Below are 25760 nucleotides of genomic sequence, written 5' to 3'. Positions count from 1 at the left end.
GCAGCAGCAATATGTAAAATAAATTGAATTATTACAGTCTGGTAAAGACATTCAGGCCGGCGCCACGCCGGAAATGGAGTTTGCCTGCACGGTTCCGTTTGGCAGGCTTGGGGTCAATCAGGCCAGGCCTCAGTAAATGGACAGTAATGGCACACCATAGCTCAAGGGGCTGCCGGCTTAGCTTTGGCCCGTCCCGACTCGGAAGATGCGGTCACTCAGGTCGCTGTGGAGGACGTGGAACTGTCCACCGTTGCCGTTGACCGTTCCGTCCGTCACGTAAAACCCCCGTCCGGCGTCCGGGCCTCCGGTAGCTCTGTCGATGACGGCGATCAGATGCCGGCCAAGATGTCCCTTCGGCCCCAGGACGGTGATCTCCTCGAGTTCTTCTGCCGTCAGTCCTGCCAGCACCGCACTAATTTCAGCCACGCCCTCCGGGTTACCCATGCCCGTGTTGGCCTGAATGCACAAGCTAGGGCACGTGGACCACCGCAGCAAGGATAGGGGGTTCTCCTCCTCTGCTGCGGCGATGGTGCGCTGTTCCAGTTCGCGCATTCTGGCAAGCTGCTCGCCGATTCGGCTGGCTACCATCAGGCCGGTACGCATCGCCCCGTCCACGGCATCTTCCATTCCGTCTGCTTCGCCCCGGACCACGCTGGTCCGGGGCGTTTCCATGTGATCGAAAGGCAGCCGGGCAGGTACCGTCGCGTCCCTTGAAGGCATCGTGGCCAATTGGTGCAACGCTCTGGACCATGCAGCGGCAGCGCTGAATGACGTGGCGTCCCCGGCTGTGATGCGGGTGTGAGGCAGGGAAGGTGTTCCAACCAGTGAAAGTCCAGGCGGGACTGCAAGGCGGGACATCCTAGGGTTGAAATTCCTCTACTCCCGCAGACCGGGTAGTCAATGCCAGCAACGGACGGAGCCCCATTGGTTGACACTGCAGTCGAGCAGGTTCGGCAAGTAGCATCTCCCGCAGCCATCACACCGGTCATTCCGGGTTTCCACCCTGACCCCACAATCTGTCGGGTCGGCTTCGACTATTTCCTGGCAACGTCGAGCTTTGAGTACTTCCCCGGAGCGCCGATTTTCCACAGCCGGGACCTCGTAACTTGGGATCAGATCGGGAACATCCTCACCCGGCGGAGCCAGTTCGCTGTTGGGGACGGGCGTCCTTCAGGCGGGATCTTCGGCTCAACGCTCAGGCATCACAACGGTGAATTCTGGTTCGTCACCACGAACATGAGCGACTTCGGTGGCGGTCATTTGCTGTTGCGGTCCAAGGAGGCTGCCGGCCCGTGGAGCGACCCGGTACAGATACCGGGAACGCTGGGCATCGACCCGGATATCGCGTGGGACAGCGACGGAAGTTGTTACCTCACCTGGGTGGGGTTCGGCCCCGGCGAGCATGAGTCCGGTATCGTCCAGGCGCGGCTGGATCCCGACGCTGGCCGCCTCTTGGAATCTCCCAGGAAGGTGTGGCAGGGAACAGGGTTGGCCTACCCGGAGGGGCCGCACCTGTATGAGGCGGGCGGCTGCTGGTATCTGGTTTTGGCAGAAGGCGGCACGGAACGCGGTCATGCCGTCTCTGTCAGCCGTGGCAGCAGTCCCGCAGGTCCTTTTGAACCGCATCCGTACAACCCCATCCTCAGTCATCGCAGCATGGAGGCGCCCGTCCAGAGTGTCGGCCACGCGGACCTGGTCGAAACGGTCGATGGTGATTGGGCCGCGGTCTATCTCGGTGTTCGTCCCCGAGGCGTTGTTCCTGGCTTTCACGTCCTGGGTCGAGAAACTTATGTTGCGGGTATCTCCTGGGACCAGGGTTGGCCGCGGTTCGATGAGGACTGTTATCAGGTTCCCGTCGTCGGGTCTTCGTTTAGTGATGATTTCTCCTCCGACAGCCTTCACCCGCGGTGGATTTCACCCGGCCAGGACCCCGCTTCGTTTACGGCCGCAACCCCCGAAGGTCTCCTTATCGGGCAGAGCCAGACGGGCAGCGTTCCCATCTTGGCAACCAGGGTCCTCGGACACGTTTGGGATGCACGCGCGTCGGTTCTTCTCTCGGGTGACGAGGCGGTCAGGTTCCTCCTGAGGATGGACGACTTCCATTGGTATGGCATCGAAGCCTCCGGACGCCAAATCCGGGTCGTGGCCCAGATCGGACCCCTTCAGCAGGTGGTAGCGACAGCGGAAATCGACCCAGCACCTGGACCATTTCAGCTGGAAATCGCATGCAACGACTCACCCTTGGCGGGCCAACCGGGCATAAATACTGGGCCGGACGAAGTCACATTGGGCTTTCGAGAGCACGGCGAGCTGACGACGCTCGCGCGGATGGACGGCCGGTATCTGTCCACAGAGGTCGCCGGCGGGTTCACCGGCCGCGTTGTCGGACTGGCGGCAACCAGCGGCAGCATTATCATCGAACGGTTCGAATACAACCATCACGATTAGCGCCGCTCGAGTTCGTCCATCCCTGAGAGTCTCCGGCCCCATTTATGGCACGATTGCGCTCTCCCAGCCAGTGCGGGAGCTCCACAGTCGGGGAGGAATGCGTGCGAACCCTAAACGCCGGCTTCGACGGCTCGTCAAACAGTGGAATGTGAATGACTGCTGGTCGCATTCGTGGACTCATCGCACGAGGGATGCTGCGCGGCTGACCGCCGGCGGTTCTCCAGGATCAGTGGCAGAAGGGCCGCAGGGGAGGCAGCAACGGCGGCGGCCTGCGAGGCTTCCTCGGCCTCGCCGTATCCCCAGAGTGCGAATATTGTGGGGATTCCGTGTATAGCTGCTCCCGCGACGTCGTAGCTTCGGTCTCCGACCATTGCGGGACTGGAGATGTCTACGCCTGTGGAATGGAGCCGAAGCAGCAATTCGGCGATGACGTCTGCCTTGCTCGCTCTTCCCTCGCTATCTGACGCTCCGCATACGGTGATGAAGTGGCAATCAATTCCGAACATTCGTGCCAGTCTTTTTGCTTGATCTTCAACCTTGGATGTGGCTACGGCCATCGGAATGCCGGCCGAATGTAGGCGTTCGAGTAGATCGATGATCCCGTCGTAGGGGCTGGACTGTTCGGCGCCATGATCGGCGTACGCTTTGCGATAATGTTGGAGGGCCTTTTGGGCCGTCTTTTCGTCCAGTTGTGAGACTGTTCTGAAGGACTCGATCATGGGCGGACCAACGAATCGGCGCAGTATGTCCATGCTGGGGACCGGCGCGCCCACAGCTGCCAATGCCTGTGCAGCACTTGTTGTAACGCCCGGCGCTGAATCCAGGAGCGTGCCGTCCATGTCGAACAAGATGCAGCTAATGCCAGTGAGAGACGGCCGGGCTTGATGAAGTGTCATTTTTTCGGGGCTTTCGGTCTTGAAGTTGTTTCCGTTCCGGTTGGGTCCGGGGGATTATTGCTGTGAAGGGCAGGCATGGATCGAGTGAGTCTTGATCAGATTGATCAGAGGATTCTTGCGGAGCTTACGAAGAACGCTCGCATGAGCCATGCAGAGCTGGCGACCAAAGTCCTCCTTTCGAGGAACGCTGTGCGCCAGCGCATCGAGCGGATGGAACGGCAAGGGTATATCCAGGGGTACACGATTGTTGCCGGCCCTCCGGGCCAGGGCCCGGTGTCCGCCTTCCTGATGGTTTACAGGAAGGACCGGGTTCGGGGGGCGGACGTCATCTCCGTGTTGCGGTCGATTCCCGAGGTGGTTCTGTGCGATGTCGTGAGCGGTGACTTTGATCTTCTGGTGAGGCTCGAGGCCCGGTCGCTGGAGAGGGTGCAGGAGATCTGGGAGCAGATCGCTGCTATTCCCGGAGTCACGGACACGGTGACAGCCATGACGCTTTCCAGTTTCATCAGGCGGGGCGCCGGAGGTGCCCGCGCCACGGAGTGAAAGTGATCCCGCTGATGGTGAAGTTCTCCAAGGCCCGGGCGGTGTGTGCTCCCCAATAGGCTGTGGCCGGAAAAGGAACGCTCCCGAGCGAATCCGTCTCGATGCGGGTGGCCATGGTTTTCTGTCCTCCGTGTGGAAGTTTGGGTGGTGCGCAGTTTTGTGCCGGCTGCCCGGAGGAACTGGAGGGGCGCGGGCCCTCGGCCGCGCCCCTCCAGTTCGATCAGTTCTTGATGCAGATGACTTTGGGCTGGGTCATCTCCTCATACGCGAAATGGACGCCCTCCCTGCCCATGCTCCCGTACTTAGCCCCGCCGAATGGCATGCCGTCGAACCGGTAATCAGAGGAATCATTGATCATGACGCCGCCTGCTTCGAGCTGGCGGGCCGCATCCATGGCCCTGGCCAGGGAGTCGGTGAATATGCCCGCATGAAGACTGAACTCGATGGCATTGGCGACGTCGATGGCCTCTTCGAAGGTGTTGAATTTACGAAGCATGACCACAGGGCCGAAAACCTCCTCCCTCCACAGGCTGCTGTCCGCCGGGACGGCTTCCAGGACGGTCGGCTGAAGCACATTGCCGTCCGTGACGTTGCCTGAGAGCAGGACGGCGCCGGCGTCGAGGGCCACGTCCAGTTTGGACTGGAGCTCCTGCAATGCTGTGGGGCTGATCATGGGTCCGACATCCGTCTGTTCATCCATTGGATCCCCGGCAACCAACCGCGCCGTTGCCTCCAGGAAGCGCTGGCGGAACGCGCCGTACACTGGGGCGGCTACGAGGATCCGCTGCACCCCCACGCAGTTCTGGCCGGCAGCCCAAAACGCTCCGGAGACGCAGGATTCCACGGCCTTCTCGATGTGGGCATCGTCCAGGACGATCACGGGTGCGTTTCCGCCGAGATCCATGGAAAGCTTCTTCAGGCCTGCGGTGCGGGCGATACTCTCCCCAGTGGAGAACCCCCCGGTGAAGGACACCATTCGTACGTCCCGGGACCGAATGATTTTTTCGGCCACGTCCCGGTCGCCGTGAACAATCGTGAGGGCTTCCGGCGGGAGGCCGGAGCTCACGAGGGCGTCCGTGAGCAGCTGGGCTGACAGGGGAGTCAATGCAGAGGGTTTGAGGATCACGGCGTTTCCTCCGGCGATTGCCGGGCCGATCTTGTGTGCCACCAGGTTGAGGGGGTCATTGAAAGGAGTGATCGCGGCAATGATGCCCAGTGGTTCGCGCGAGTACCAGCCGGTGCGGTCCTCTGAGCCCTCGTACGAGTCAAAGGGTATGACTTCGCCTGCGTTCCGGCGCGCTTCGGTAGCGGAGAGGCGGAGCGTGTTGACCGCGCGCATCACTTCCTTCCGTGCCTGGCGGATCGTTTTCCCGGCCTCGGACACAATCGTTTGCGCGAACTCCTCGCTGCGCTGCTCGATCTCCGTTGCGGCGCCGTCCAGTATCTTCCCGCGGGCGTTGCGGGACAGTGCCCGTGCCTTCCGGGCGCCGACGCGGGCCGTTTCGATCACGGCTTTGCCGGCGGTGGCCTCGGTCAGCGAAACCGCGCCGACCACTCTGCCGTCGTAGGGGCTCATCACGTCGCGGAACTGCGGCAGCGCCGTTTCCGTCGAGCACAGCGTTGTTTCAGACATTTGCGGCTACTTCCGTCCTGGCTGCGTGCATTGCGATGATGTCAGAAAGCAGGGCGTAGGCGGTCTCCACACGGCCGGCTCCCGGTCCGGAGACGGTTACCGGGCCCAGAAGGTCGGTGTCGAAGGACACGGCATTGGTTGCGCCGGAAACGCCGGCCAGCCCATGGCCGAGGGGGAGCGCTACGGGGGAGACGCCTGCGGTCACTGACCCGTCCGGGTTCCGCCGCGCTGAACCCACGAGCTTCCAGCGGCGTCCCTCGCGGGGTGCCTTCTGGATATTCTCCGGCGTCACTGTCGAAATCCCCGCCCGCTGAACGTCCTTTAGTTCGATGCCTGCGTCGAGCAGCTCGTTGGCGAGGATCAGTACCTTGAGCTGAACGTCGTATCCCTCGATGTCTGCTGCGGGATTGGCTTCGGCGTAGCCGCGTTCCTGTGCCTCGCTGACGGCCTCTTCGAAGTCCAGTCCGGATTCCATCCGCCCGAGCACATAGTTGCTGGTGCCGTTGAGGATGCCTTCGAACCCGTTCAGCTTCAGCCCCGCGAACATTTTCTTGGCCAGGCGGATGACAGGAGTGCCGCTCATGACGGCACCCTCGAATTCGAAGTGCACGCCGTTCTGTTCGGCCAGGGCGGTCAGTTCGGCGCCGCGGAGGGCAACCGGGCCCTTGTTCGTCGTGCAAACGCTCTTGCCGGATTCGAGGGCCCAGCGTACGTGCGAAACTGCTGGCTCGCCGTCGTCGGGATTCGTGAACGTGGCCTCGCAGATGATGTCGGCGGTGCAGTCACGGATAACTGATTCGTTATTGGTGTCCGCGGACCCGCCATGGGCGGCGAAGGTTTCGCTTCCACCGTCCAAATTGAGTGCGATGCCGAGGTCGATCCCCTCGGGCTGGACCAGCGAGCCGAGACGCAGGTCGGTGATGGCGACGACACGCAGGCCGAAGCCCAGCTCGGAACGGAGTGTGTCACCGCGTGTTGCGACCAGTTCGGCCAGCGTCCTGTTGACGCCGCCGAAGCCGATCAGCGCAATGTCATAGGTGGTCATGGTGCTCCTTAAGTCAGATACATCGGTCCTCCAATGCTCACCGCATTCCATGTCCGTCAGTGCATGTCATTGTGACCGAACAGCAGGGCGAACTGACCATCTGTACGCCGATTCGGCAGCAGCGCCTCGAAGTAACTTAGGTGCAACATAAGCATGTTGAAATGTTTTTAATGACCCAAAGGCCGTTTTCGTGTTACTTTCATCACTACCGCCACTGCACAGCCCGAGGCGCCCTGTCCCCCAAGCCGGGGCGATGTGCGCATCTTTCGCATCAGACCTATCCACTCACCGGGGAGAAACCATGGAACCCTCATCACCTGTCCAGCTAGACACACAACCCACGTTGCCCCCGTCGACCGACTCCGGGCTCCGGCGGTCCATGGGGGCACGCCATCTGGTCATGATCGCCATGGGCGGGGTGATCGGCTCAGGGCTGTTCCTGAGCTCGGGCTACACCATTTCCCAGGCCGGACCGCTCGGCGCGGTCATCGCCTATCTGATCGGCGCCTTCGTTGTGTACCTGGTTATGGCCTGCCTCGGCGAGCTTGCCATCGCGTATCCGGTCTCAGGCGCCTTCCACATTTACGCGGCGAGGTCGATCGGGCCGGCCACAGGGTTCGCCACGGCCTGGCTCTACTGGCTCTGCTGGGCAGTGGCCATCGGATCGGAGTTCACTGCCTCCGGTCTCCTCATGCAGCGCTGGTTCCCGGATGTTGACGTCTGGGTCTGGTGCGTCATCTTCGCCTCGGTCCTCTTCGGATTCAATGCAGTTTCCTCGAAGTTCTTCGGCGAGTCCGAGTTCTGGTTTGCCATCGTCAAAGTCGGCGCCATCGTGGTCCTCATCGTTCTTGGTGGCGCGGCGTTGTTCGGCATCCACCCGCTCAGTGAGGGAGGCAGCCACCCGTTCATGTTTGAGAATTTCAACACCTCCAGCGGCCTCTTCCCCAACGGTTTCAGCGGCGTCCTCGTCACTGCACTTGCAGTGTTCTACGCCTTCTCCGGCTCGGAACTCATCGGTGTGGCAGCGGGCGAAACAGCTGACCCCGCCACCAGCATCCCCAAAGCGATGCGCAGCACAGTGATCCGCCTGCTGATCTTCTTCGTCGGGGCAATCGCTGTCATCGCAGCTACCATCCCTTTTGATCAGGTAGGCCTGGATGAAAGCCCGTTCGTGACTGTCTTCTCATCCATAGGCATTCCTTTTGCCGCCGACATCATGAACTTCGTCATCATCACCGCCCTCCTCTCCGCCGGAAACAGCGGCCTCTTCTCCTGCGCACGGATGCTCTACTCCCTTGCCGACGAGGGGCACGCCCCCCGGGCGCTGAAGAAACTGACCCGGGGCGGTATCCCCCTAATCGCGCTTTCAGTCAGCATGCTCGGAGGCCTTGCGTCGCTCATCAGCAGCGTCGTTGCGCCCGAAACGGTCTACCTGGCTCTCGTTTCAGTGGCAGGTTTCGCCGTCGTCGGGGTCTGGATGTCCATCACCGCCTCGCACTTCTTCCACAGGAGATCCTTTGTCAAGAACGGCGGCGATGTCGCCGCCCTTGCCTACAAGGCCCCGCTGTTCCCGCTGGTGCCCATCCTGGCCTTTTCGCTCTGCCTCATTTCGCTCATCGGCATCGCCTTTGACCCGAATCAGGTGGCAGCCCTCTATTTCGGAATCTCTTTTGTTGGTGCCTGCTACGCCTTCTTCTACTTCAAATACGGGCGCAAGGCGCGCGCAGACCAGCTGTCCTGACGCCATCATCAACCATCGTCTTCTCAGCTTCGTGGTCGGGGTCTTTCTTTCCCGGCCACGAGGCTGTTCAAGGGATAAACCATGAACTCACAAGGCCTGATGCAACACGTGCGCAGTTCGGTCCAGGACGCCGGCAGCTGGCTGGAGATTGACGCCGCCGCTTTCGAATCAAACGTCCGGACCCTCCTGTCCATGATCGATGACCGCGCGCTGTTGTGCGCAGTGGTCAAGTCCCATGCCTACGGGCACGGAGCTGACCTCTTACTCCCGTCCCTTGTTCGTCTGGGCGTTCCATTCATCGGAGTAGGAAGCAACGAGGAGGCAGCCATTGCACGCCGCTGCGGTTTTGAGGGCCGGATCCTGCGTGTCCGTGCCGCGGCGCCGCAGGAGATCAGAGCAGGCCTGCGTCACGACATCGAGGAACTTGTCGCCGACCCGCAGAGCGCGTGGGAGATACACAAGATCGCTGCCGTGGCTGGGAAGGTGGTCCGCATCCACCTCGATATCAACTCTACCGGGATCAGCAGGCACAGCCTCGACGTCTCATCCTCGCTTGGCCGGGAATCCGCGGTAGGAATCGTGGGCCACCCGGGGCTTCAACTGGCCGGGATCATGACGCATTTTCCCAAGGACGACGACGGCCATATCGAAACGACTCTTCTGCGGTTCCAAAGCCAGGCGTTGACACTGCTGCAATTGACCCGAACTCCCCGGGAGGAAGTGCTGCTCCACTGCGCCAATTCATACGCCGCCCTGCACGTACGCGGCTCGTGGCTGGACATGGTCCGTGCCGGGGCAGTCCTCTACGGCGATTCGGAACCTGCAACAGCGCACTTCCAACGGTGTTTGGCCTTCAAAGCCCGGATTGCGTCCATTAATAGCTATGCAGCAGGCACTAAGGTCGGCTACGGGCTCACCCACACCTTGGACCGGAACTCCAGACTGGCTTCAGTGACAGCGGGTTACGGAGATGGCTACCGGCGGGCACTGGCCAGCCAAGGCAGCGTACTTGTCCGCGGCCGACGCGCTGCCATAGTCGACATCGTTTCGATGAATTCCATGGTTGTCGACGTCACCGACGTGGCGGGAGTTTCCCCTGGAGACGAAGTCGTGCTGTTCGGGCGGCAGGGACGGGCAGAAATCGCTCCCGCAGATCTGGAAGCAGCGAATTCAGCGATACTCGCTGACCTCTACACTGTGTGGGCGCAAGGAAACCGCGTCCTGGTCAACAATGAAGACATGTGAGAATAGGCGTAGTCATCGGGCGGAAGGAGCACGGAGCATGGATTCTTCCTCGGAAGCGTCGTCCATGGCCCAGGGACTTCGAATAGTTCGGCTGGTCGCAGACCGGGAGAAGCAGGGCAGGCGGCTTCTCGGCGTTTCCCAGCTCGCATCCGAGTTGGATATGGAACAAAGCCGCGTCTCACGGCTGACACAGGAATTGTGTGAGCTGGGACTGCTGGAGCGCGTCGATCGCGGTCCCTTCCGAACCGGTCCACGTTTTTTCAGCCTGGCCGCAGCGCTGAATACCGGCTGGGTCCGCGAATCAAGAACCGAACTTGAGGCTTTAGTGGCTTCTTTCGGCCTTAGATCCAGAGTTTCCGTTCGTGATGGCTTCCGGGTCGTTCTCCTGCGGGCCTCCAGTAACGATGCGGTACCCGGCAGCTTCGTGAAACCCGGCATGGTGACGCCCGTCTGGTGTACCGGCTCCGGACGGGCGTTGCTGTGGGACGACCAACAGCCGGCCATTGAAGTCCTTCTCCAGGATGTCAACTTTATCGGCGTAGGTGGTCCGGGGGCGGCCCATTCCCCGCAAGAAGTCGCCGAACTGATGGACCGGGACAGGGCGCGGGGCTTCATTGTCGCGGAGGAAGAATTCGAGCACGGAATCTACGAACTGGCCGTTCCGGTCCGCAACGCTGAAGGATCGATTCTTGCCGCGCTCAGCGTCCTCGGCAGCCGGGCCGAGATCAAACCCAGCACCAATGACATTGCAAAGGCCCTTACGGCAGCAGCCGAGCGGCTGGGGTCCTTTGAGGGCCGTCCCCGGGACAACGCGGTCCGGAAGGGCCTTGCCAGCTAGAGCCGGTTCTGCGGCGCCGCGTGACCCAGCGTTGACTCAAGCCACTTTCCCCAGGACACGAGAGCCGTGGCGCATAGCTCCAGGCGCGGCTCCAAGCGTGTCTTGGCGCCGACGACCTGAAGCGCTGCCACCACATCGCCCTTGAAGTCGCGAATCGGAACGGCCAGCGAGTAAAGTCCTGGTTCGGCTTCCTCGTCGACAATGGAGTACCCCCGTGCCCGCGCCCCGCGCAGTCGTGACAGGAAGTCCTCGACGTCAAGCGGTGTCTTGGGGCCATGGCGCACGAAAGGTACGCCGGAGAAAATGGTTCGGACCTCGGCGTCCGAGGCTTCCCACAGCAGGGCCTGGCCGGCATCGCTACAAAACGCCGGGTAGGGCCGGCCCAGCCACGAACCGACCATGTTGCTACTTGCCGGAACACGCTCACCGATGGTGACAGTACTGTTTCCGCTCATAACTCCAAGGAAGCATCCTTCGTTAGTTTCACCGGCCAAGCCTTCCAGAGCGGTTACGCCGTCGGTCTGCAGCCGTTGCTCTGTCAACAGCTGTGCGTCTGTCAGGAGCGACCAGTTCATTGTGTAGGACCGATGGTCTCCGCGTGCCAGAAACCCCTCCTGCTCGGCGGTCCGGAGACTGCGCGAAACCTGGCTGCGGTCCCTGCCCAGATCGGCTGCTATATCAGCGCCCGTTCCGCCAGACAGGCCTTCTGCGTTGCGGGAGCCCACAGCGAGGACAGCCATGATTCCCCGGCCCATGCTGGACGTCTTAGACATGGATCCGATTCTAGTCACTGCACGAACGTGTCTTAGTGGATGGCGAAGACACGGGCTGGAAATCCGCTGCCTTGCAGTGGCTTAGGCCAGCTTGCAATGAGGATCGCGCCGGCTTCTGGAAGTCCGTCCAGGTTCGCCATCAGCTCGATCTGCCACCGGTTCCGCGCCAGGACATAGGTCTCCAAGGTGAAATCCTGGCAGGACGTAGCCTGCCCCGGGTCTGTGTCCGTCTGCTCGTGGCCGACGGCAGTTACCGACCGCTCCTCGATCAGGAAGGAGAGGACTTCCTGCGACCAGCCAGGTGTGTGGCTGACACCCTCATCGTCCCTGTTTGCCATGGCGTCGGCGTCGGGCCAACGATGGCTCCACCCTGTCCGCAACGCCACAAAGGACCCCGGTGCGATGGCACCATTGCGGCGCTCCCATGCCTGAATGTCCTCCATCGTGGGAGTGGCGTCCGCATTTACGGTGACCCGGGCGGTGATGTCGAGGATGACCAGTGGAAGGACCATGTCCTCCACAGGAATCTGGTCCAAGGTCCGTCCCCCGCGGATGAAATGCGAGGGAGGGTCAACGTGCGTACCCCATTGGCCGATGATCGAATACCGGTGAGCGGTGAAACCGTCGCCTTTCTCCAGGTCGAAGACCGCCTCCCTGATTTCGTCGGGGAAGGCCGGGAAATGCGGCTGGCCGGGGTGGAAGGCGTGCGTCAGGTCGGTGAATGACCTGCCCGCCAGCAACGCCTGCAGACCGTCCCAAAGTCCAGCTGTGGTGGCTTCAATCATGATGCGGCCTCGCTCTCAAAGAGTGCGGGAAGGGCTGTGCTGGAGACGCTGACCGGGCCTGTCAGTTCGATGACCGGTACCTCCCAGGGATGGATATCCACGATGTGCTGCAGGAAGCGTTCCACGGCGGCGTCAGGGAGCGCCGCATCGAAATACGTCGTGAAGACAAAGGTAGGCGAAATTGTCCGCTGCCCCACCTGCCCCAACGTAGGGTTAGCGCCTTCACTGCAGGTGAAACCCTCGAAACCCAGGCCGGATTCAAATACATGCCTGTAGTTGCCAAAATCCCCTAAGTCGGTGGATTCCGACGAAGCCTGGAGCAGGGCCGCGATGCCGGCTTCATCTTTGAACGCTTCTGCGTCCCCCGTGGCGAGCCGCGAGAAGGTTTCCGAAGCTATAGGCCAATGCACGCGCAGCTTGCGGACTGATTTCATTGCAATTTTCAAGGGAAGCCTCTTCCTGGGCAGTTCGCAAAAGGTGTCAGAATGCCATATTGGCAGAGAGTGATGTTCATTACAAGCATGAATATATGCTTATTACGCACAATTTTGAGAGGTGTTCGCGTTCACTCGGCACATCCGCCAGACTTTGGGGGTGACTGAGCCGCGGAACACCGGTTGCTGCAAGCGGCTGCTGACCGTCATCTGCAAGCCCCGGGCTGCACTGCTCTTTTTGGCACTCCACGTTGTGCTACCTTGCATTGCCGGGCCACGAGGCGCCGCAACTGCCCCGCAGGAAAGAACAAACCGAAATGCTTGGAGCCCTGAACGATGCCCAGTACCATCCTTTCCCGCATGCTCGACGCCGGAGCGAACCTGACCGTGGACGGTGCGCTCGCCACCGAGCTTGAAGCGCACGGCTGCGATCTGGAAGACCCTTTGTGGTCGGCTAAAGTCCTTCTGGAGCAACCGGAACTGGTCAAGCGCGTACACCACGATTACTTCCGCGCCGGAGCCACTGTCGCCATCACGGCTAGCTATCAAGCCACACCCCTGGGATTCGCGCGCCGCGGCATCGGCGAGGAAGCGGCCTTGGAACGGGTGGCATTGAGTGTGCACCTGGCCGACGAGGCACGCCGCGAGTACCTGGCGGAAAACCCGGATGCGGGCCCCCTGCTTATTGCAGGATCGGTCGGGCCCTACGGCGCGTACCTTGCCGATGGATCGGAATACCGGGGCGACTATGTCCTCAGCCGAAACGAGTTTTTGGAGTTCCACCGGCCCCGAATCGCAGCGCTGGTGGAGGCCGGAGCGGACTTTCTTGCCTGTGAGACGCTGCCTTCATTGCCGGAGGCCGGGGCCCTGTTGGCACTCATGAAAGAGTTCGACGTCGAAGCCTGGCTCTCCTTCACGCTACGGGATGGCGGCCACATCAGCGACGGTACGCCGCTGGCTCAGGCGGCAAAGCTCTTGACGGCAGAGCCGCTCGTGGCGGCTATCGGCGTGAACTGCGTGCCGCTGGAGCTGGTCTCCCCATCGCTGGAGGCCCTGGGCAGAGCCACTGATACGCCCCTGATCGCATATCCGAATTCGGGCGAAAGCTATGACGCAGTCACCAAAACGTGGGGGCCGGCCGCGGCGAGCCCGTCGGGCCCCGATAGTAAACAGCCCGCAAGCCTTGCGGAGGGAACGCCAATCTGGCGTGAACTTGGTGCCCGGCTCGTTGGCGGGTGCTGTCGAACGACCCCCCAGGATATTGCCGCCGTGACGGCGCTGTCAGAAAGTTACAAACCTGGATATCGACCGGTTGGTGCTGCTGGCGCAAGGAACTTCTGACGCGTCACGAACTTGGCCTCTACGCAGTTAACCTGAGCGGCGATGTCCCCTATTGAGTAACGATGTAACGGGATCTGTGCAGCAGCACCGATGCTTCTCCACACGGAGCACCGAAACCGCCATCCCAGCTGTGTATTAACCCGCCATTCTCAGCCCACAGTCACAGATTCACATCTAGGGAAGTTCTCGCGGCGGGGGAGGGGACGTAACGTGTCGCGCTTCAGGACCGGCTTGCGGACACGTCTGACGGGCAGTTGCGCAGCTCCTGAGGCGCGCAAAGAAGGGCCGCGCCCCCTGCGGTCTGGGATGTGGCTGGTGGCCGGAACGCTCTGAAACGGCGAACTTGCGGTGTGTGTACATTGTCCACACTTCCGCCTTCGGATCGAGTCGTATGTGGGTCGGATCGGGCCGGACCTCGCATGTTCCCGGGGGAGTCCAGTGTTCATCCATCCCTGGATTCGCGGTTTTCGACATGACTGCCAGATTGTGCTCTACCACCACACCGGCTCGTCTCTATTTCTCTGGCGTGTCGTCAGACAGTGGCATCGAGGGCGATGAGCGGCCGGGCGTGAGTGGTCGGAGGCGAGGGCGCCGGTCGCCGTCGTCGGAGATGTCCGGCGTCGGACGTCCTGTGCTTTTTGATTCGTTCCGGTGCCGACCGGGTGTCTGCCTAGGGCCTCGGGGGAGCTGACCTGGTCGGACTGCCATTCACGAAGTATCCGTTTTTGCGTTTCGGTTGAGCTGCCTAAGCGGAACAGTTTGGCCGGCGGGGCATAAGCGAATCCGGAATCCCGGCGTCAGTAGAGGATTTTCCGGTCTGGGAGGCGGGCGAGGGTGGCGCTGACGGAGCGGTATCCGGGACAACCGTCATTTGATTAGGTGGTTCAGGAACCCCCGTATTGGGCACCGGAATGGGCTTCGATTGCGATGTTGAGTTCTTCCAGGGTCGGGGGGTTTGCTCCCGGGCGCTGCACGGTGATGGCCGCGGCTGCAGCTGCGGTGTGTCCAAGCTGCTCCAAGACAGCTGGGGCGAAACCTTCGGTTCCTCGGGTGAGAAAACCCAGGATCAGGGCGGACATGTAGGAGTCCCCGGCGCCGATGGTGTCGGCAACTTTGGACTTCACGGCGGGAATGCTGATGTTAGCGGCGGGGGTGGTGAATTGTGAGCCGTCGGCGCCTTTGGTGATGACGGTAAGTCCGGCGCCCAGACCGAGGATGTGTGCTGCGGTTTCGTCCAGGCTTTTTTGGGGGTACAGCCAGTAGGCATCCTCGTCGCTGAGTTTGACGACGTCGGTTAGGGGCACGAGCTCTTCGAAGGTGGCCAAAGCTTCCCTGTGGCTGCCGAGCAGGGCTGGACGGATATTCGGGTCATAGGTGATCATGCAGTGTGTGCGGGCTTGTTCGAGCAGGGATTTCACGGCGCCGGCACCGGGATTAAGGAAAGTGGCGATGGATCCGGTGTGCAGGATTTTTGGGAAGTAGGCGGGGGCTGTCGGGGCAAGGTCCCAGGAGATGTCGAAGTCGTACTTAGCGGAGCCGTCGGGTCCAAGGGTTGCTGTGGCCGATGCCGTTTTGGTGAGGGATTTTGATCCGGGCAGAAGTATGACGCCTGCACTGCTGAGGTGGTTTTCGATGGAAATCCCACGCGCGTCCGGGGCGATGGCTGTGAGCAGACCTGTGGTGACGGCGAGGCGGCCAAGTCCGTAAGCGACGTTGGCCGGTGAGCCGCCGGGGTGCTCCACCGTGTCGTGCGACGTGGTGACCACGTCGATCAGCGCTTCGCCTATGACCATGACGTCGAGCGTCTGGTGAGCGTCGTTCCGGGCTGTTGTGAGGTAATCCATGGTCTGTCTCTCGTGGGATGGTGATGATGGGAACTCCCGGTATGGATCCGTCCGCGGACCTGGGGGAGGTCCGCGGACGGAGAAGGGAGCTCCGGTAGAGCGGGAGGGTACTAGCCGGCCATCAGGCGGTGGCTGCGCCGGTCATGATCGCCACTGCGTCGGTCATGGTGTGTGATTGCGGAGTGATGGTGGCAGCGCACTTGCCCAGGCGCTGGATGTGGATCCTGTCCGCTACGTCAAAGACGTGGGGCATGTTGTGGCTGATCAAGATGACCGGCAGGCCTCGGTCGCGAAGGTCCCGGACCAGCTGGAGGACCTGGTTCGATTCCCGGACGCCAAGTGCCGCCGTCGGTTCATCCAGCACAACGACCTTTGAACCGAACGCTGCGGCGCGGGCCACGGCGACAGCCTGGCGCTGGCCGCCCGAGAGGTTCTCCACCGGCACTGTCACGTCCTGCAGGGTGGAGATGCCCAACCGGGTCAGCTCTTCCTTGGCCTTCCGGCGCATACCTTTGGTGTCAAGCATCCGGAACACGCTCCCGAGGAGTCCCGCGCGCCTTTCCTCCCGACCCAGGAACAAGTTCGAGGCGACGTCGAGGGCCGGTGAGACAGCGAGGTTCTGGTACACGGTTTCGATGCCGTGGACCCTGGCGTCCTGCGGCCGCTTGAAGTGCACGGGCTGTCCTGACATGAAGAGCTCGCCGGAGTCCGGGACTTCTGCTCCGGTGAGGCATTTGATCAGGGTTGACTTGCCTGCGCCGTTGTCGCCGATGATCGCGAGGACTTCGCCCGGGTAGAGGTCGAGACTGACCCCGTCCAGTCCCACGACACGGCCGAAAGTCTTGACGAGGTTCCGGGCCTGCAGGATGGGCTCGCGCGTGGCGACGTGGGGGGCTTCAAATTCTGTCGTGGTCATGACTTGACCTTTCGGATCCACTGATCGACGGACACAGCAACAATGATCAGGACGCCCACGGCGAGCGTCTGGTAGAGCACGTCCAGCCCGGCGAGCGAGAGGCCGTTGCGGAAGACACCCACGATCAGCGCTCCAAGCAGTGAACCCCAGATGGAGCCGCGGCCGCCGAAGAGGCTGGTTCCGCCGATCACGACGGCGGTGATGGAGTCCAGGTTCAGGTCTACGCCGGCGTTGGGGCTGGCGGCGTTGGTGCGCCCGATCTGGATCCAGGCGCCGGCGGCCAGGACAGCGCCGGCGGCGAGGTAGACGCTCATGAGAACCCGGTTGACGGGGATGCCAGCCAGGCGGGCGGCTTCCTTGTCATCGCCCACGGCGTAGACATGCCGGCCCCAGGCCGTCTTGCCCAGGATGAAGGCGACCGCGACATAGAGCAGGAGCATCATGACGACGCCGGTGGAGATCCGCACGGGGCCGAGCGGGAAGGTGGTGCCGGTCCAGGTCAGCAGGGGAGGCATGGCCGAGCCGCGAACGGTCGCTCCGTTGGAGTAGAGCAGTGTCAGGGCGATGAAGATGTTCAGCGTGCCGAGGGTGACGATGAACGGCGGGAGCCGGAACCTGGTGACCAGGAATCCGTTGAGTGCTCCGGCGGCAAGTCCTACGACCAGGCCTGCGAGCAGGGCAACAGGTGCGGGCAGTCCGTTGTTGACGGCGAGCTGGGCCATGACCATGGAGGAGAGGATCATGACGGCGCCGACGGAGAGGTCGATGCCAGCGGTGAGGATGATGAGGGTCTGGGCGATGGCCAGGGTGCCGACGACGGAGACCTGCTGGGTAATCAGCGAGAGGTTTTCAACCCGCAGGAACCTGTCATTGAGGAGGCCGAACACCACCACCGCGATGAGAAGTACGAGGGCGGGACTGAGGGCGGGGTAGCGGTGGAGGGTATTGCGTATCCGGCTGAGCGGTGTCTGGCGGTCAAGGAATTCCTCCGCCAGGTCGGCATGCCCGGCGCTGGGCGGGCCGGCGGTCTGTTGCTGGGTCACGATTGGTCCTGATCTTCCGTGATGGTTGCTAGGGGAGGCCCTAGCTCGGGAGATGCGGGGCGGGGAGGCCGATAGCGGGCGCCGGGTCCCCGCCCCGCAGTGAAGCTGGGTGGGTTACTTTCCCCAGCAGATGTCGGAGGCTTGGGTGGTGGTGATGCTCTTGACGCCGTCGGCAGGCTTGTCTGTGACGAGCTCGACGCCGGTGTTGTAGAAGTCCAGCCCCGGTGAGTTGGCCGGCTTCTGGCCGGTCTTGGCGAGGTCAACGATGGCCTTGACGCCCAGTTCGGCCATCTTGACCGGGTACTGCTGGGCCGTGGCGCCGATGACGCCGGACTTGACGTTGTTCACGCCGGTGCAACCGCCGTCCACCGAGACGACCAGCACGTCCTTTTCCTTGCCGGCGGCCTTCAGTGCCTCGAAGGCACCCGCTGCCGCAGGTTCGTTGATGGTGTAGACGACGTTGATGTTCGGGTTCTTGGCCAGGAGGGTTTCCATGGCGGTGCGTCCGCCGTCTTCGGCGCCCTGGGAGGCCTGGCTACCGACGATCTCGTAGTCGCCGCCCTTGCCGCCGGTGTACTTGCCGGTCTTGGCTTCGTCGCCGTTCTTCTTTTTATCCGCGGTGTCGATACCGAGGCCAGTCAGGAAGCCCTGGTCCCGGTTGTAGTCAACCGAGACGACCTTGTCATCAAAGAGATCGACGAGGGCAATCGTCGCTTTTTTCCCGTCCAGCTGAGCTGCGGTCCATTTGCCGATCAGCTCCCCGGCGGCGAAGTTGTCAGTGGCGAACGTGATGTCGGCTGCGTCGGCGGGATCCGGCGGGGTGTCCAGAGCGATGACGAAGAGCCCGGCGTCCTTGGCCTTCTTCAGGGCGTCCACTACGGAGGGGCCGTTGGGGGTGATCAGGATGCCCTTGTCACCCTTGGAGATCGCGTTCTCAATGGCCTGGATCTGGGTGTCCTCGTCGCCGTCAGCCTTGCCCGCAGCGAGCTTAAGGTCCACGCCGCCGGCCTCGGCCGCCTTCTTCGCCCCGTCCTCCATGGCGACGAAGAACGGGTTGGTCGTCGTCTTCACGATCAGGGAGACACCGACCTTGTCCCCTGACGAGCTACCGGTTGATGAGGTGGACGGGGAACTGCCACCACAGGCAGAAAGACTGAGCGCTCCCAGAGTCAGCACTGCTCCTGCAGCGAACAGGCGGGTGGCCGTTGAACGGGGTGCTTTGGAACTCAACATTGAATCTCCTGGTGTTTGAGGCCCTCACTGGCCTCGACAACGATGTCATGTACGATGTAATCAGCATCACACCGGAGAGTCAATAGATGCAATGAGAAGGAGCGATTTTTTTGACAACGATGTCCAATCGTGGCCAGCCGGCCCTTTCCGCCAGCCGCCCGACGATGCGCCATGTGGCTGCACTTGCCGGCGTAGGAATTAAGACCGTCTCGCGGGTGATCAATGACGAACCTGGCGTATCGGAAGCCACCCGCGACAAGGTGCTCAGCGCTTCCCGGCAACTTAACTACCAACTGGACATGGCGGCCGGCAGCCTGCGCCGCGCGGGCAGAAGGACGCTCTCGGTCGGGCTGTTGCTGCCGAGTGTTTCCAACCCGTTCAGCGGCGAGATCAACCGGGCAATAGAAGATGCTCTTGGGGCCAGGGGAATCGCGGTCTTTGCGGCGAGCCTGGACGATGACCCCCAGCGGGAGCAGGACATCGTGGCGGCATTTCTTGGGCGGCGTGTCGACGGGCTCATCCTCACGCCCATCGCCAGGAGCCAGGCGTATGTGATCCCGGAGCATTCCCGTGACCTGCCTTTGGTCTTCATCGACCGTGAACCGGTAGGAGTGGAAGCAGACGCCGTCGTGACCGACAACGCCGCAGGCTCCGCGAGGGCAGCCGCTCACCTGATCAGCCGCGGCCACACCAGGCTCGCCTATTTGGGGGACCGCACAGACATCCAGACCGCCCGGGAACGCCGGCGGGGGTTCATTGAGGAGATCGGCCGGCAGGGAATTCCCACCTCCACGATTCCCGTCCGTGAAAACCTGCACGATGAGGAATCGGCCAGATTGGCCACGTTGGAACTTCTCACCGCTGCCGAACCACCGACGGCGATCTTCTCCAGCCAGAACCTCATCACGTTCGGCGCCATGCGCGCTCTCGGAGAGCTCGGGCTGAGCAAACGCGTGGCCTTGATAGGGTTCGATGACTTCACGCTTGCCGACATGATGGATCCCGGCGTGACAGTCATCGCCCAGCACCCCGAGCGGATCGGGAAGCTGGCAGCAGAGCGGCTCCTGGCCAGGATCGATGGCGACCAGCAGCCCCCGCATACCTATGTTGTCCCGTCTGAGCTCATACAACGAGGTTCCGGTGAGCTGCGCCCTCCGGCCTGACAGGGGTGGCCTCCTGAACTATATTTCGAACCCATCGACCTGAAAGGGATCATGATGACCAAGACCCTGTATGCCGAGTTCACCGTCAAGCCCGGCAGCGAAGCCCGCGTTGCTGAAATGATGCTCGAACTGACCCGGCATGTGCGCCGTGAACCGGGCAATGAGCTGTTCCTTCCCTGCACCCGGGAAGAGAACCCCCGGGAGTACTTTGTCTTTGAGGTCTACCGCGATGAAGCCGCGTTCCAGGAACACATCGGCGCCGATTACGGCGCCAGATTCAACGAGGAACTGGCCCGCCATATCGAAGGCGACGCCTCGGAACTGACCTGGCTTCTGCCGCTGGAATAGCCCTCAGCCAAATCCAGCCGGTCGACGGTCGGCGGGAGCTGCTGCGTCCAGGACCCACGGAGACGGCTGAACGGAGCCGCCTGCCGGAAATAACCCTTCCAGCCCTGCCGCTGGGAGGGAATTTTCTGCTGCCCGCCCATCGCTTCGCCCGGCTCAGCCGCGCGGCGGGCGGCCTCATTCCCGCGCCGCCAAAACCGTTGACTTGTCTGACGGACATCACTTAGTGTCCTTCGCACTGACAACGTTGTCTACCGACGACGCGCGCAACGAAGGGCGAATCAAACGAATGAAGAACACGACCACCCGCTGGACGCATGCCGTTTCTGCACTGACGCTCGCGGGACTGACGCTGGCCGCGGCACTGGCAGGTTCCCTGCCGGCGTCGGCCGCGACGGGCCCCGGGGACGAACCCTACCGGCCGGCCATTCACTACACACCGGCAAAGAACTGGATGAACGACCCCAACGGGCTCGTCTTCTACAAGGGCGTCTACCACATGTACTACCAGCACAACCCCTCCGGTAACACCTGGGGGAACATGTCCTGGGGCCACGCCACATCGAAGGACCTTGTTCACTGGCAGGAGCAGCCGCTGGCGATCTCCACCGATGCAGAGCAGGACATCTTCTCCGGCAGCGTCGTCGTGGACAAGGACAACACGACCGGTTTCGGTACGAAAGAGAACCCACCGCTGATCGCGATCTTCACCAGCGCCTACAAGGACGCCTCGCCCCACCGCGGCCTGCAGGCGCAGTCCCTGGCCTACAGCCTCGATGACGGCCAGACCTGGACCAAGTACTCCGGCAATCCTGTACTGAACCGAAACTCCGCCAACTTCCGTGACCCTAAGGTCTCCTGGTACAACAAACCCGGCGGCGGAGGCTACTGGCTCATGACCGCGGTCGAAGCCCAGGATCACAAGGTCGTCCTCTACAAGTCCGCCAATCTCAAGGACTGGACCGCCCTGAGTGAATTCGGACCAGCCAATGCCACCGGCGGGCAGTGGGAATGCCCCGACCTGTTTCCCCTCGCCGTGGACGGCGACCCGAAGAACGTTAAATGGGTCATGGTCGTCAACATCAACCCCGGAGGCGTGGCCGGCGGCTCCGCTGGCCAGTACTTCGTGGGCAACTTCGACGGCACCACCTTCACCTCCGAAACCACCAAACCCGTGGCCACGCCCCCTCCCGGGACGGTCCTGGCCGGATTCAACGACGGAACTTACAACGGCTGGACCGTCAACAACGAGCCAGGAAACTGGAAGAACGGCCCATTCGGCAGCACTCCGGCAAACGGAGCCCTTCCCGGCCAGAGCCCCGTGACCGGCTTTGACGGCAGTGGCCTGATCAACTCCTTCAACGACGGCGACTGGCCGCTCGGGTCCATGCAGTCACCTAACTTCACCGTGACCGACGACTACCTGAACTTCCTCGTGGGCGGTGGCAAGCACCCCCGCGTCTCCGACAAGCTGGACAACACCCCGCCCGAAGGGGAGCTCAAGTTTGACGGCTTCGAGGTTCCCGCCGGGACATCGCTGGCCGACACCGGCTGGACCGGGACCGGCGACCTCACCCCCAACTTCCAGCCCTCCACCAGCGGCGGGGACTTCTACCTCGGGGCCAAACGGATCAACACCTTCGAGACCGGCACCGCACCGGGCGATGACCGGCAGGGCACCCTGACATCACCGGAATTCCCCATCACCAAGAATTTCATGAGCATGCTGGTCGGCGGCGGCAACCGCTCCGCGGACTCCGGACAGATCCTGGCCGCCCAGTTGCTCGTCAACGGCAAGGTGGTCCGCTCCCTCGCAGGAGACAATTCCGGAATCCTGAACTGGAAAGGCTGGGATGTCGCCGAGTTCGCGGGACAGAATGCACAGTTGCGTGTAGTTGACCAGGCCACCGGCGGGTGGGGACACCTGACCCTTGACCACGTCATGCTGACTGACGGCCCGGCCGTTCCCCGGTCTGACGAGGAATCGGTAAACCTCGTGGTCAACGGACAAGTGGTCCGCACGGCCACCGGAAACGACAGTGAAAAGCTCGACTGGGCATCATGGAATGTCAAAGAATTCGTTGGCCAACAAGCACATATCAAAGTGGTCGACAATAACCGATTCGGTTGGGGCCACATTCTCGCGGACGACTTCATGCTCTCCTCGAAACCGGCACAGTCGGCCCTGGAGACCTATGACTGGCTGGACTACGGACGCGACTACTACGCCTCCGTGTCCTTCGGCAACATGCCCGATAACAAGCGGGTCATGCTCGGCTGGATGAACAACTGGGACTACGCCAATGACATCCCCACCAGCCCCTGGCGCAGCGCCATGGCACTTCCCCGCGAAGTCAACCTGACCACGACTTCTGACGGCCCTCGCCTCACCCAAAGCGCTGTCAAGCAAGTGGAACAGTTGGGCGGGAAAGTCTCCTATCAGGATAAGAAGGGCGGACCGATTCCCGCCGGGACACACCAGTTGCCGGCTTCAGCATCGGGCCAGATCCAACGAGTCGACATCACCTTCGCGCCGGGCACGGCCAAGAAATCCGGCATCACCGTGCTGGGCGATGGAGCCGCATCCACCGTCATCGGCTACGACGCCACGACCGGGAAGCTCTTCGTTGACCGCACTAACTCCGGCAACACCGCGTTCCACCCGTCCTTCGCTTCCATAGAGGACGCCCCCGTCACCCTGGACAAGAAGGGCTACGTCACCCTTCGGGTCTACCTCGACCGCTCCTCAGTAGAGGTCTTCGCCCAGGACGGTCTGCGGACCATCACCGACCAGGTATTCCCCAACGCCGGAGCCGACAAGATGGCCCTCTTTGCAGAAGGCGGTACCGCCCAACTCAAATCACTCACCGTGACACCGCTTGAAAAGGCAATGTTCCTGGCTGAAAAGAAGTGACCCCACCCGCCGCCTGACGGGCTCCCCAAGGAGCTGGAACTGAAGGGATTGCGCCCGGTATTGCACCGGGCACAATCCCTTCAGCTCGTCCATACCCCGGCGGCCGAAACATAAAGGGAATGCCCCAGAGCAGCGCGCTCATTTGGAGGAGTTCACACACGACGGGGTTGGTGAGTGCCATGGCGAGCAGGAGCAGTGCCGGGACGGAGCGACGCTTGGTGTGCTGCTGTCCGGCTTGGCGGTATATAGCGTCAACCAGTTCTTGGTGCTGCGGGTTTCGGGTCGTTGGGAAGGTGCCAGTCTTCGCCGGGGGCGTCCGGGTGTTCGCCCAGGACGTGGCGCCCGCCCAAACTGCGAGGTTGGTTGGGGGCGAGGACATGAGATTCCGGCCGTAAGGACACGGCGGACGACGGCGGGAGGTCCCGCCGTCGTCCGCAAGAGTTGCAGTCAGCGCTGTCCGGCTAGGAGGCGGGCTCCGTCTTTCCAGGGGCGAGACCGTAGAAGGGCGTGAAACGACTCCTGGCACCGGGGGAAATGTTGGAACGGACGATCGAAGCGCTCTCCAGCGCTGCCAGATGATATCTGACTGCGCCGCGCGAGGACGCGATGCCGTCGCTGATGTCAGCTACTTTGCTTGCCCCATGGCTTGCCAGGTAGTCGATGATTTTTGATCTGAGCGGAGTGTTTCTCGCTCTTTTCGTCCGCTGAATGCGGTGCACGTCCATCGGGCTCTGGAGGTCAAAGTCAGCGGTCATTGGCCATGGCCTTTCATCCGGTGTGAGGGTAGGTTCGCAGGTTTGAAAATTTGGCCGAGCGGGATCCGGTCAGTGCATCGGAACACGCTCAAACTCCCTGCTGTCTTCAGTGACCTGCGCATCCTGGGAGGCTTCCGGGCGTGACGCTTCGAGGAGGGACGTGGACTTGTCGTGGTTCCGGCCGATGACCGCGGTGGCGATGGCATTTCCCAGGATGTTGGTGGCGGTGCGTCCCATGTCCAGGAGTTGGTCGATCACCAGCAGGACACCAATTCCGGCGGCCGGGATGCCGAAGGCAGGGACCACGGCGGCTACGACGACGAGTGACCCGCGTGGAACGCCGGCCATGCCCTTGCTGCTGAGCAGGAGCATTGCGGTCATCGCGATCTGCTGGCCAAGGTCCATGTCGATGCCGTAGGCGTTGATCAGGAAGACCGACGCGAAGGTCATGTACATCATGGAACCGTCCACGTTGAACGAGTAACCCAGGGGCAGCACGAAACCGGTGGTGCGCTTCTCGATGCCGAACTTGGTCAGGCCTTCAATGAGCTTGGGCAGGGCGGCTTCACTGCTGGAGGTGGCGAACGCGATGACCATGGGTTCGCGCACTATCCGTACCAGTCGGAAGGCGGCCCGTCCGAGGAAGGCGACGGCGACGCCGACCATGATGACCCACAGGGCCGAGAGAGACACATAGAACCCGCCGATGAACGACGCGTAGGTGGCAAACGCATCGAGACCTTGGGAGGTGAAGGCCGCTGCGATGCCGGCGAAAACGCCGACGGGTGCCGCCAGCATCACATACCCGGTGACCTTCAGCATGACGCCCATCAGTTCGTCGATGGCATCGGCTATGGAGGAGCGGCCCTTCTTCCGGAGGTTCAGCAGGGCGATGCCGAAGAGGGCGCCGAATACGAGGATCTGAAGGGGGTTGTTTTCGGTCAGTGCGGCGAAGACGCTCGTGGGGATGATGTGGGTGATGAACGCCTGGTAATCGAGGGGCTTCGTTTCCATCCCCGCGTCGCCTCCCGGCATTAGGTGGAGCCCGTCACCGACGTTGAGTACATGGGCCGTGATGAAGCCGAACGCGCCCACCAGGACGGAGGCGGTCAGGAACCAGATCATTGAGCGGCCAAAGAGCTTGCCCACCCCGGCGGATTTGGCTGCTCCTGCGATGCCGGAGACGAGGGTGGCGAAGATCAGCGGGGCAATGATCATTTTGATGAGGTTCAGGAACATGTGCGTCACGGTGTCGAGGACCGCCACGACGGATTCGCGTGTGTCCACCGGCAGCAGCCAGTGGAAGAGCATACCGCTGAGGATTCCGAACAGGAGCGCTGCCAGGATCCACATCGTTGATTTGTTTTTCATAGTCAGTCCTTGGGTAGAGGCCGGGTTGGTGGCCCGGTGCTGGAACGGTCCTCGTCATCGAGTTCCGTTTTCTCTGTAGTCGGTCGGGATTTTGGGCACGACGGCGTGCCCCTTGCTCCCTGGTCGGGCGGGGTCGTCGGTCTGCGGAGGGGCGCTACTTGCTCAGGTTGGCCAGGCGGTGCGGGCTGAGGAGCTCGGTGAGCTGCTCGTCGGTGAGCAGGCCGTGTTCGAGGACTAGTTCCGCGACGCCCTTGCCGGTGGCGAGGGCTTCCTGGGCGATGGCCGTGGCTGTGGCGTAGCCCAGTTGCGGGTTCAGGGCGGTGACGAGGCCGATGGATTGTTCCACGGTGAGGCGAAGGTGTTCGGTGTTGGCGGTGATGCCCCGGACGCAGCGGGCCGTGAGGGTGCGGCACGCGGCTTCGAGGTGGGAGATGCTCTTGTGGAGGCTGTGGAC

General features: G+C 62.2%; 22 protein-coding genes and 2 pseudogenes. 9 read left to right on the top strand and 15 right to left on the bottom strand.

Annotation, left to right across the window (positions count from 1 at the left end; genetic code table 11):
- Window positions 1–177: 177 nt before the first annotated feature.
- On the bottom strand, window positions 178–627 hold the full coding sequence (locus AC1DN2_RS14380) for a hypothetical protein (protein WP_476850818.1): 450 nt from the start codon (window positions 625–627) through the stop codon (window positions 178–180).
- A 297-nt stretch (window positions 628–924) separates the two neighbouring features.
- Here AC1DN2_RS14380 and AC1DN2_RS14375 point away from each other — a divergent pair, with 297 nt between their 5' ends.
- Window positions 925–2448, top strand: coding sequence for a glycoside hydrolase family 43 protein (locus tag AC1DN2_RS14375; protein WP_476850817.1), 1524 nt, complete (start codon window positions 925–927; stop codon window positions 2446–2448).
- Between the two features lie 134 nt (window positions 2449–2582).
- Here the strand turns inward: AC1DN2_RS14375 and AC1DN2_RS14370 are convergent, their stop codons facing one another.
- Window positions 2583–3344 (bottom strand): HAD hydrolase-like protein, encoded by a 762-nt coding sequence (locus tag AC1DN2_RS14370; RefSeq protein WP_476850816.1) that lies wholly within the window; start codon window positions 3342–3344, stop codon window positions 2583–2585.
- A gap of 75 nt (window positions 3345–3419) precedes the next feature.
- Between AC1DN2_RS14370 and AC1DN2_RS14365 the strand changes: the two genes are divergently transcribed.
- Complete coding sequence (locus AC1DN2_RS14365) at window positions 3420–3887, top strand: Lrp/AsnC family transcriptional regulator (protein ID WP_476850815.1); 468 nt, start codon at window positions 3420–3422, stop codon at window positions 3885–3887.
- Window positions 3888–3897: 10 nt separating this feature from the next.
- Here AC1DN2_RS14365 and AC1DN2_RS14360 read toward each other — a convergent pair.
- The 3 genes and pseudogenes from AC1DN2_RS14360 to AC1DN2_RS14350 form a co-directional block, all read right to left on the bottom strand.
- Window positions 3898–4002, bottom strand: a pseudogene (locus AC1DN2_RS14360) (lyase family protein); the annotation flags it as partial.
- Window positions 4003–4107: 105 nt separating this feature from the next.
- Complete coding sequence (locus AC1DN2_RS14355; RefSeq protein ID WP_476850814.1) at window positions 4108–5520, bottom strand: aldehyde dehydrogenase family protein; 1413 nt, start codon at window positions 5518–5520, stop codon at window positions 4108–4110.
- Window positions 5513–6565, bottom strand: a complete 1053-nt coding sequence (locus tag AC1DN2_RS14350; protein ID WP_476850813.1) for a homoserine dehydrogenase — start codon at window positions 6563–6565, stop codon at window positions 5513–5515. Before AC1DN2_RS14350 ends, AC1DN2_RS14355 begins: the two co-directional genes overlap by 8 nt.
- Before the next feature lie 301 nt (window positions 6566–6866).
- On the opposite strand from AC1DN2_RS14350, the gene AC1DN2_RS14345 reads away from it, so the two are divergent.
- The 3 genes from AC1DN2_RS14345 (at window position 6867) to AC1DN2_RS14335 (ending at window position 10389) form a co-directional block, all read left to right on the top strand.
- Window positions 6867–8306, top strand: coding sequence for an amino acid permease (locus AC1DN2_RS14345; protein WP_476850812.1), 1440 nt, complete (start codon window positions 6867–6869; stop codon window positions 8304–8306).
- 81 nt (window positions 8307–8387) lie between these two features.
- Entirely contained in the window at window positions 8388–9551 is a 1164-nt protein-coding gene (alr, locus tag AC1DN2_RS14340) for an alanine racemase (protein ID WP_476850811.1), read from the top strand.
- A 37-nt stretch (window positions 9552–9588) separates the two neighbouring features.
- Window positions 9589–10389 (top strand): IclR family transcriptional regulator, encoded by an 801-nt coding sequence (locus AC1DN2_RS14335; protein ID WP_476850810.1) that lies wholly within the window; start codon window positions 9589–9591, stop codon window positions 10387–10389.
- Here AC1DN2_RS14335 and AC1DN2_RS14330 read toward each other — a convergent pair.
- The 3 genes from AC1DN2_RS14330 to AC1DN2_RS14320 are packed head-to-tail and all read right to left on the bottom strand — an operon-like array spanning window position 10386 to window position 12393.
- Window positions 10386–11162 carry an IclR family transcriptional regulator gene (locus tag AC1DN2_RS14330; protein ID WP_476850809.1) on the bottom strand — a complete coding sequence of 259 codons (777 nt, stop codon included), beginning with the start codon at window positions 11160–11162 and terminating at the stop codon, window positions 10386–10388. The two genes, AC1DN2_RS14335 and AC1DN2_RS14330, sit on opposite strands and share 4 nt — an antisense overlap.
- 32 nt (window positions 11163–11194) lie before the next feature.
- The gene (locus AC1DN2_RS14325; RefSeq protein WP_476850808.1) at window positions 11195–11947 is read right to left on the bottom strand and encodes a cyclase family protein; all 753 of its coding nucleotides are present in this window, start codon (window positions 11945–11947) and stop codon (window positions 11195–11197) included.
- Window positions 11944–12393 carry a hypothetical protein gene (locus AC1DN2_RS14320; RefSeq protein WP_476850807.1) on the bottom strand — a complete coding sequence of 150 codons (450 nt, stop codon included), beginning with the start codon at window positions 12391–12393 and terminating at the stop codon, window positions 11944–11946. Before AC1DN2_RS14320 ends, AC1DN2_RS14325 begins: the two co-directional genes overlap by 4 nt.
- Before the next feature lie 324 nt (window positions 12394–12717).
- On the opposite strand from AC1DN2_RS14320, the gene mmuM reads away from it, so the two are divergent.
- Window positions 12718–13722: a homocysteine S-methyltransferase gene (gene mmuM / locus AC1DN2_RS14315; RefSeq protein ID WP_476850806.1), complete on the top strand. Its 1005-nt coding sequence runs from the start codon at window positions 12718–12720 to the stop codon at window positions 13720–13722.
- Window positions 13723–14606: 884 nt separating this feature from the next.
- Here mmuM and AC1DN2_RS14310 read toward each other — a convergent pair.
- The 4 genes from AC1DN2_RS14310 to AC1DN2_RS14295 all read right to left on the bottom strand — a co-directional run bounded on the left by AC1DN2_RS14310 (window position 14607) and on the right by AC1DN2_RS14295 (window position 18758).
- Complete coding sequence (locus AC1DN2_RS14310) at window positions 14607–15566, bottom strand: carbohydrate kinase family protein (protein WP_476850805.1); 960 nt, start codon at window positions 15564–15566, stop codon at window positions 14607–14609.
- A gap of 121 nt (window positions 15567–15687) precedes the next feature.
- Entirely contained in the window at window positions 15688–16482 is a 795-nt protein-coding gene (locus AC1DN2_RS14305) for an ATP-binding cassette domain-containing protein (RefSeq protein ID WP_230011630.1), read from the bottom strand.
- Window positions 16479–17525 carry an ABC transporter permease gene (locus AC1DN2_RS14300; protein ID WP_476850804.1) on the bottom strand — a complete coding sequence of 349 codons (1047 nt, stop codon included), beginning with the start codon at window positions 17523–17525 and terminating at the stop codon, window positions 16479–16481. Before AC1DN2_RS14300 ends, AC1DN2_RS14305 begins: the two co-directional genes overlap by 4 nt.
- A 114-nt stretch (window positions 17526–17639) precedes the next feature.
- Window positions 17640–18758: a substrate-binding domain-containing protein gene (locus AC1DN2_RS14295; protein WP_223917292.1), complete on the bottom strand. Its 1119-nt coding sequence runs from the start codon at window positions 18756–18758 to the stop codon at window positions 17640–17642.
- A 164-nt stretch (window positions 18759–18922) separates the two neighbouring features.
- Between AC1DN2_RS14295 and AC1DN2_RS14290 the strand changes: the two genes are divergently transcribed.
- The 3 genes from AC1DN2_RS14290 to AC1DN2_RS14280 all read left to right on the top strand — a co-directional run bounded on the left by AC1DN2_RS14290 (window position 18923) and on the right by AC1DN2_RS14280 (window position 23180).
- Complete coding sequence (locus AC1DN2_RS14290) at window positions 18923–19921, top strand: LacI family DNA-binding transcriptional regulator (RefSeq protein WP_476850951.1); 999 nt, start codon at window positions 18923–18925, stop codon at window positions 19919–19921.
- Window positions 19922–19975: 54 nt separating this feature from the next.
- Complete coding sequence (locus AC1DN2_RS14285) at window positions 19976–20269, top strand: putative quinol monooxygenase (RefSeq protein ID WP_028275207.1); 294 nt, start codon at window positions 19976–19978, stop codon at window positions 20267–20269.
- A gap of 286 nt (window positions 20270–20555) precedes the next feature.
- Window positions 20556–23180, top strand: coding sequence for a GH32 C-terminal domain-containing protein (locus AC1DN2_RS14280; protein ID WP_476850803.1), 2625 nt, complete (start codon window positions 20556–20558; stop codon window positions 23178–23180).
- A gap of 461 nt (window positions 23181–23641) precedes the next feature.
- Here AC1DN2_RS14280 and AC1DN2_RS14275 read toward each other — a convergent pair whose 3' ends face one another.
- The 3 genes and pseudogenes from AC1DN2_RS14275 to aspA all read right to left on the bottom strand — a co-directional run.
- On the bottom strand, window positions 23642–23935 hold the full coding sequence (locus AC1DN2_RS14275) for a winged helix-turn-helix domain-containing protein (protein ID WP_476850802.1): 294 nt from the start codon (window positions 23933–23935) through the stop codon (window positions 23642–23644).
- Window positions 23936–24004: 69 nt separating this feature from the next.
- Window positions 24005–25306: a dicarboxylate/amino acid:cation symporter gene (locus AC1DN2_RS14270; protein WP_476850801.1), complete on the bottom strand. Its 1302-nt coding sequence runs from the start codon at window positions 25304–25306 to the stop codon at window positions 24005–24007.
- 154 nt (window positions 25307–25460) lie between these two features.
- Window positions 25461–25760: pseudogene (aspA, locus tag AC1DN2_RS14265) on the bottom strand (aspartate ammonia-lyase); the annotation flags it as partial.

The sequence above is a fragment of the Arthrobacter sp. 01L42 genome, from assembly GCF_056400005.1.
Note: the sequence above shows the minus strand (reverse complement) of the source record. Positions and strands in the feature narration are given on the sequence as shown.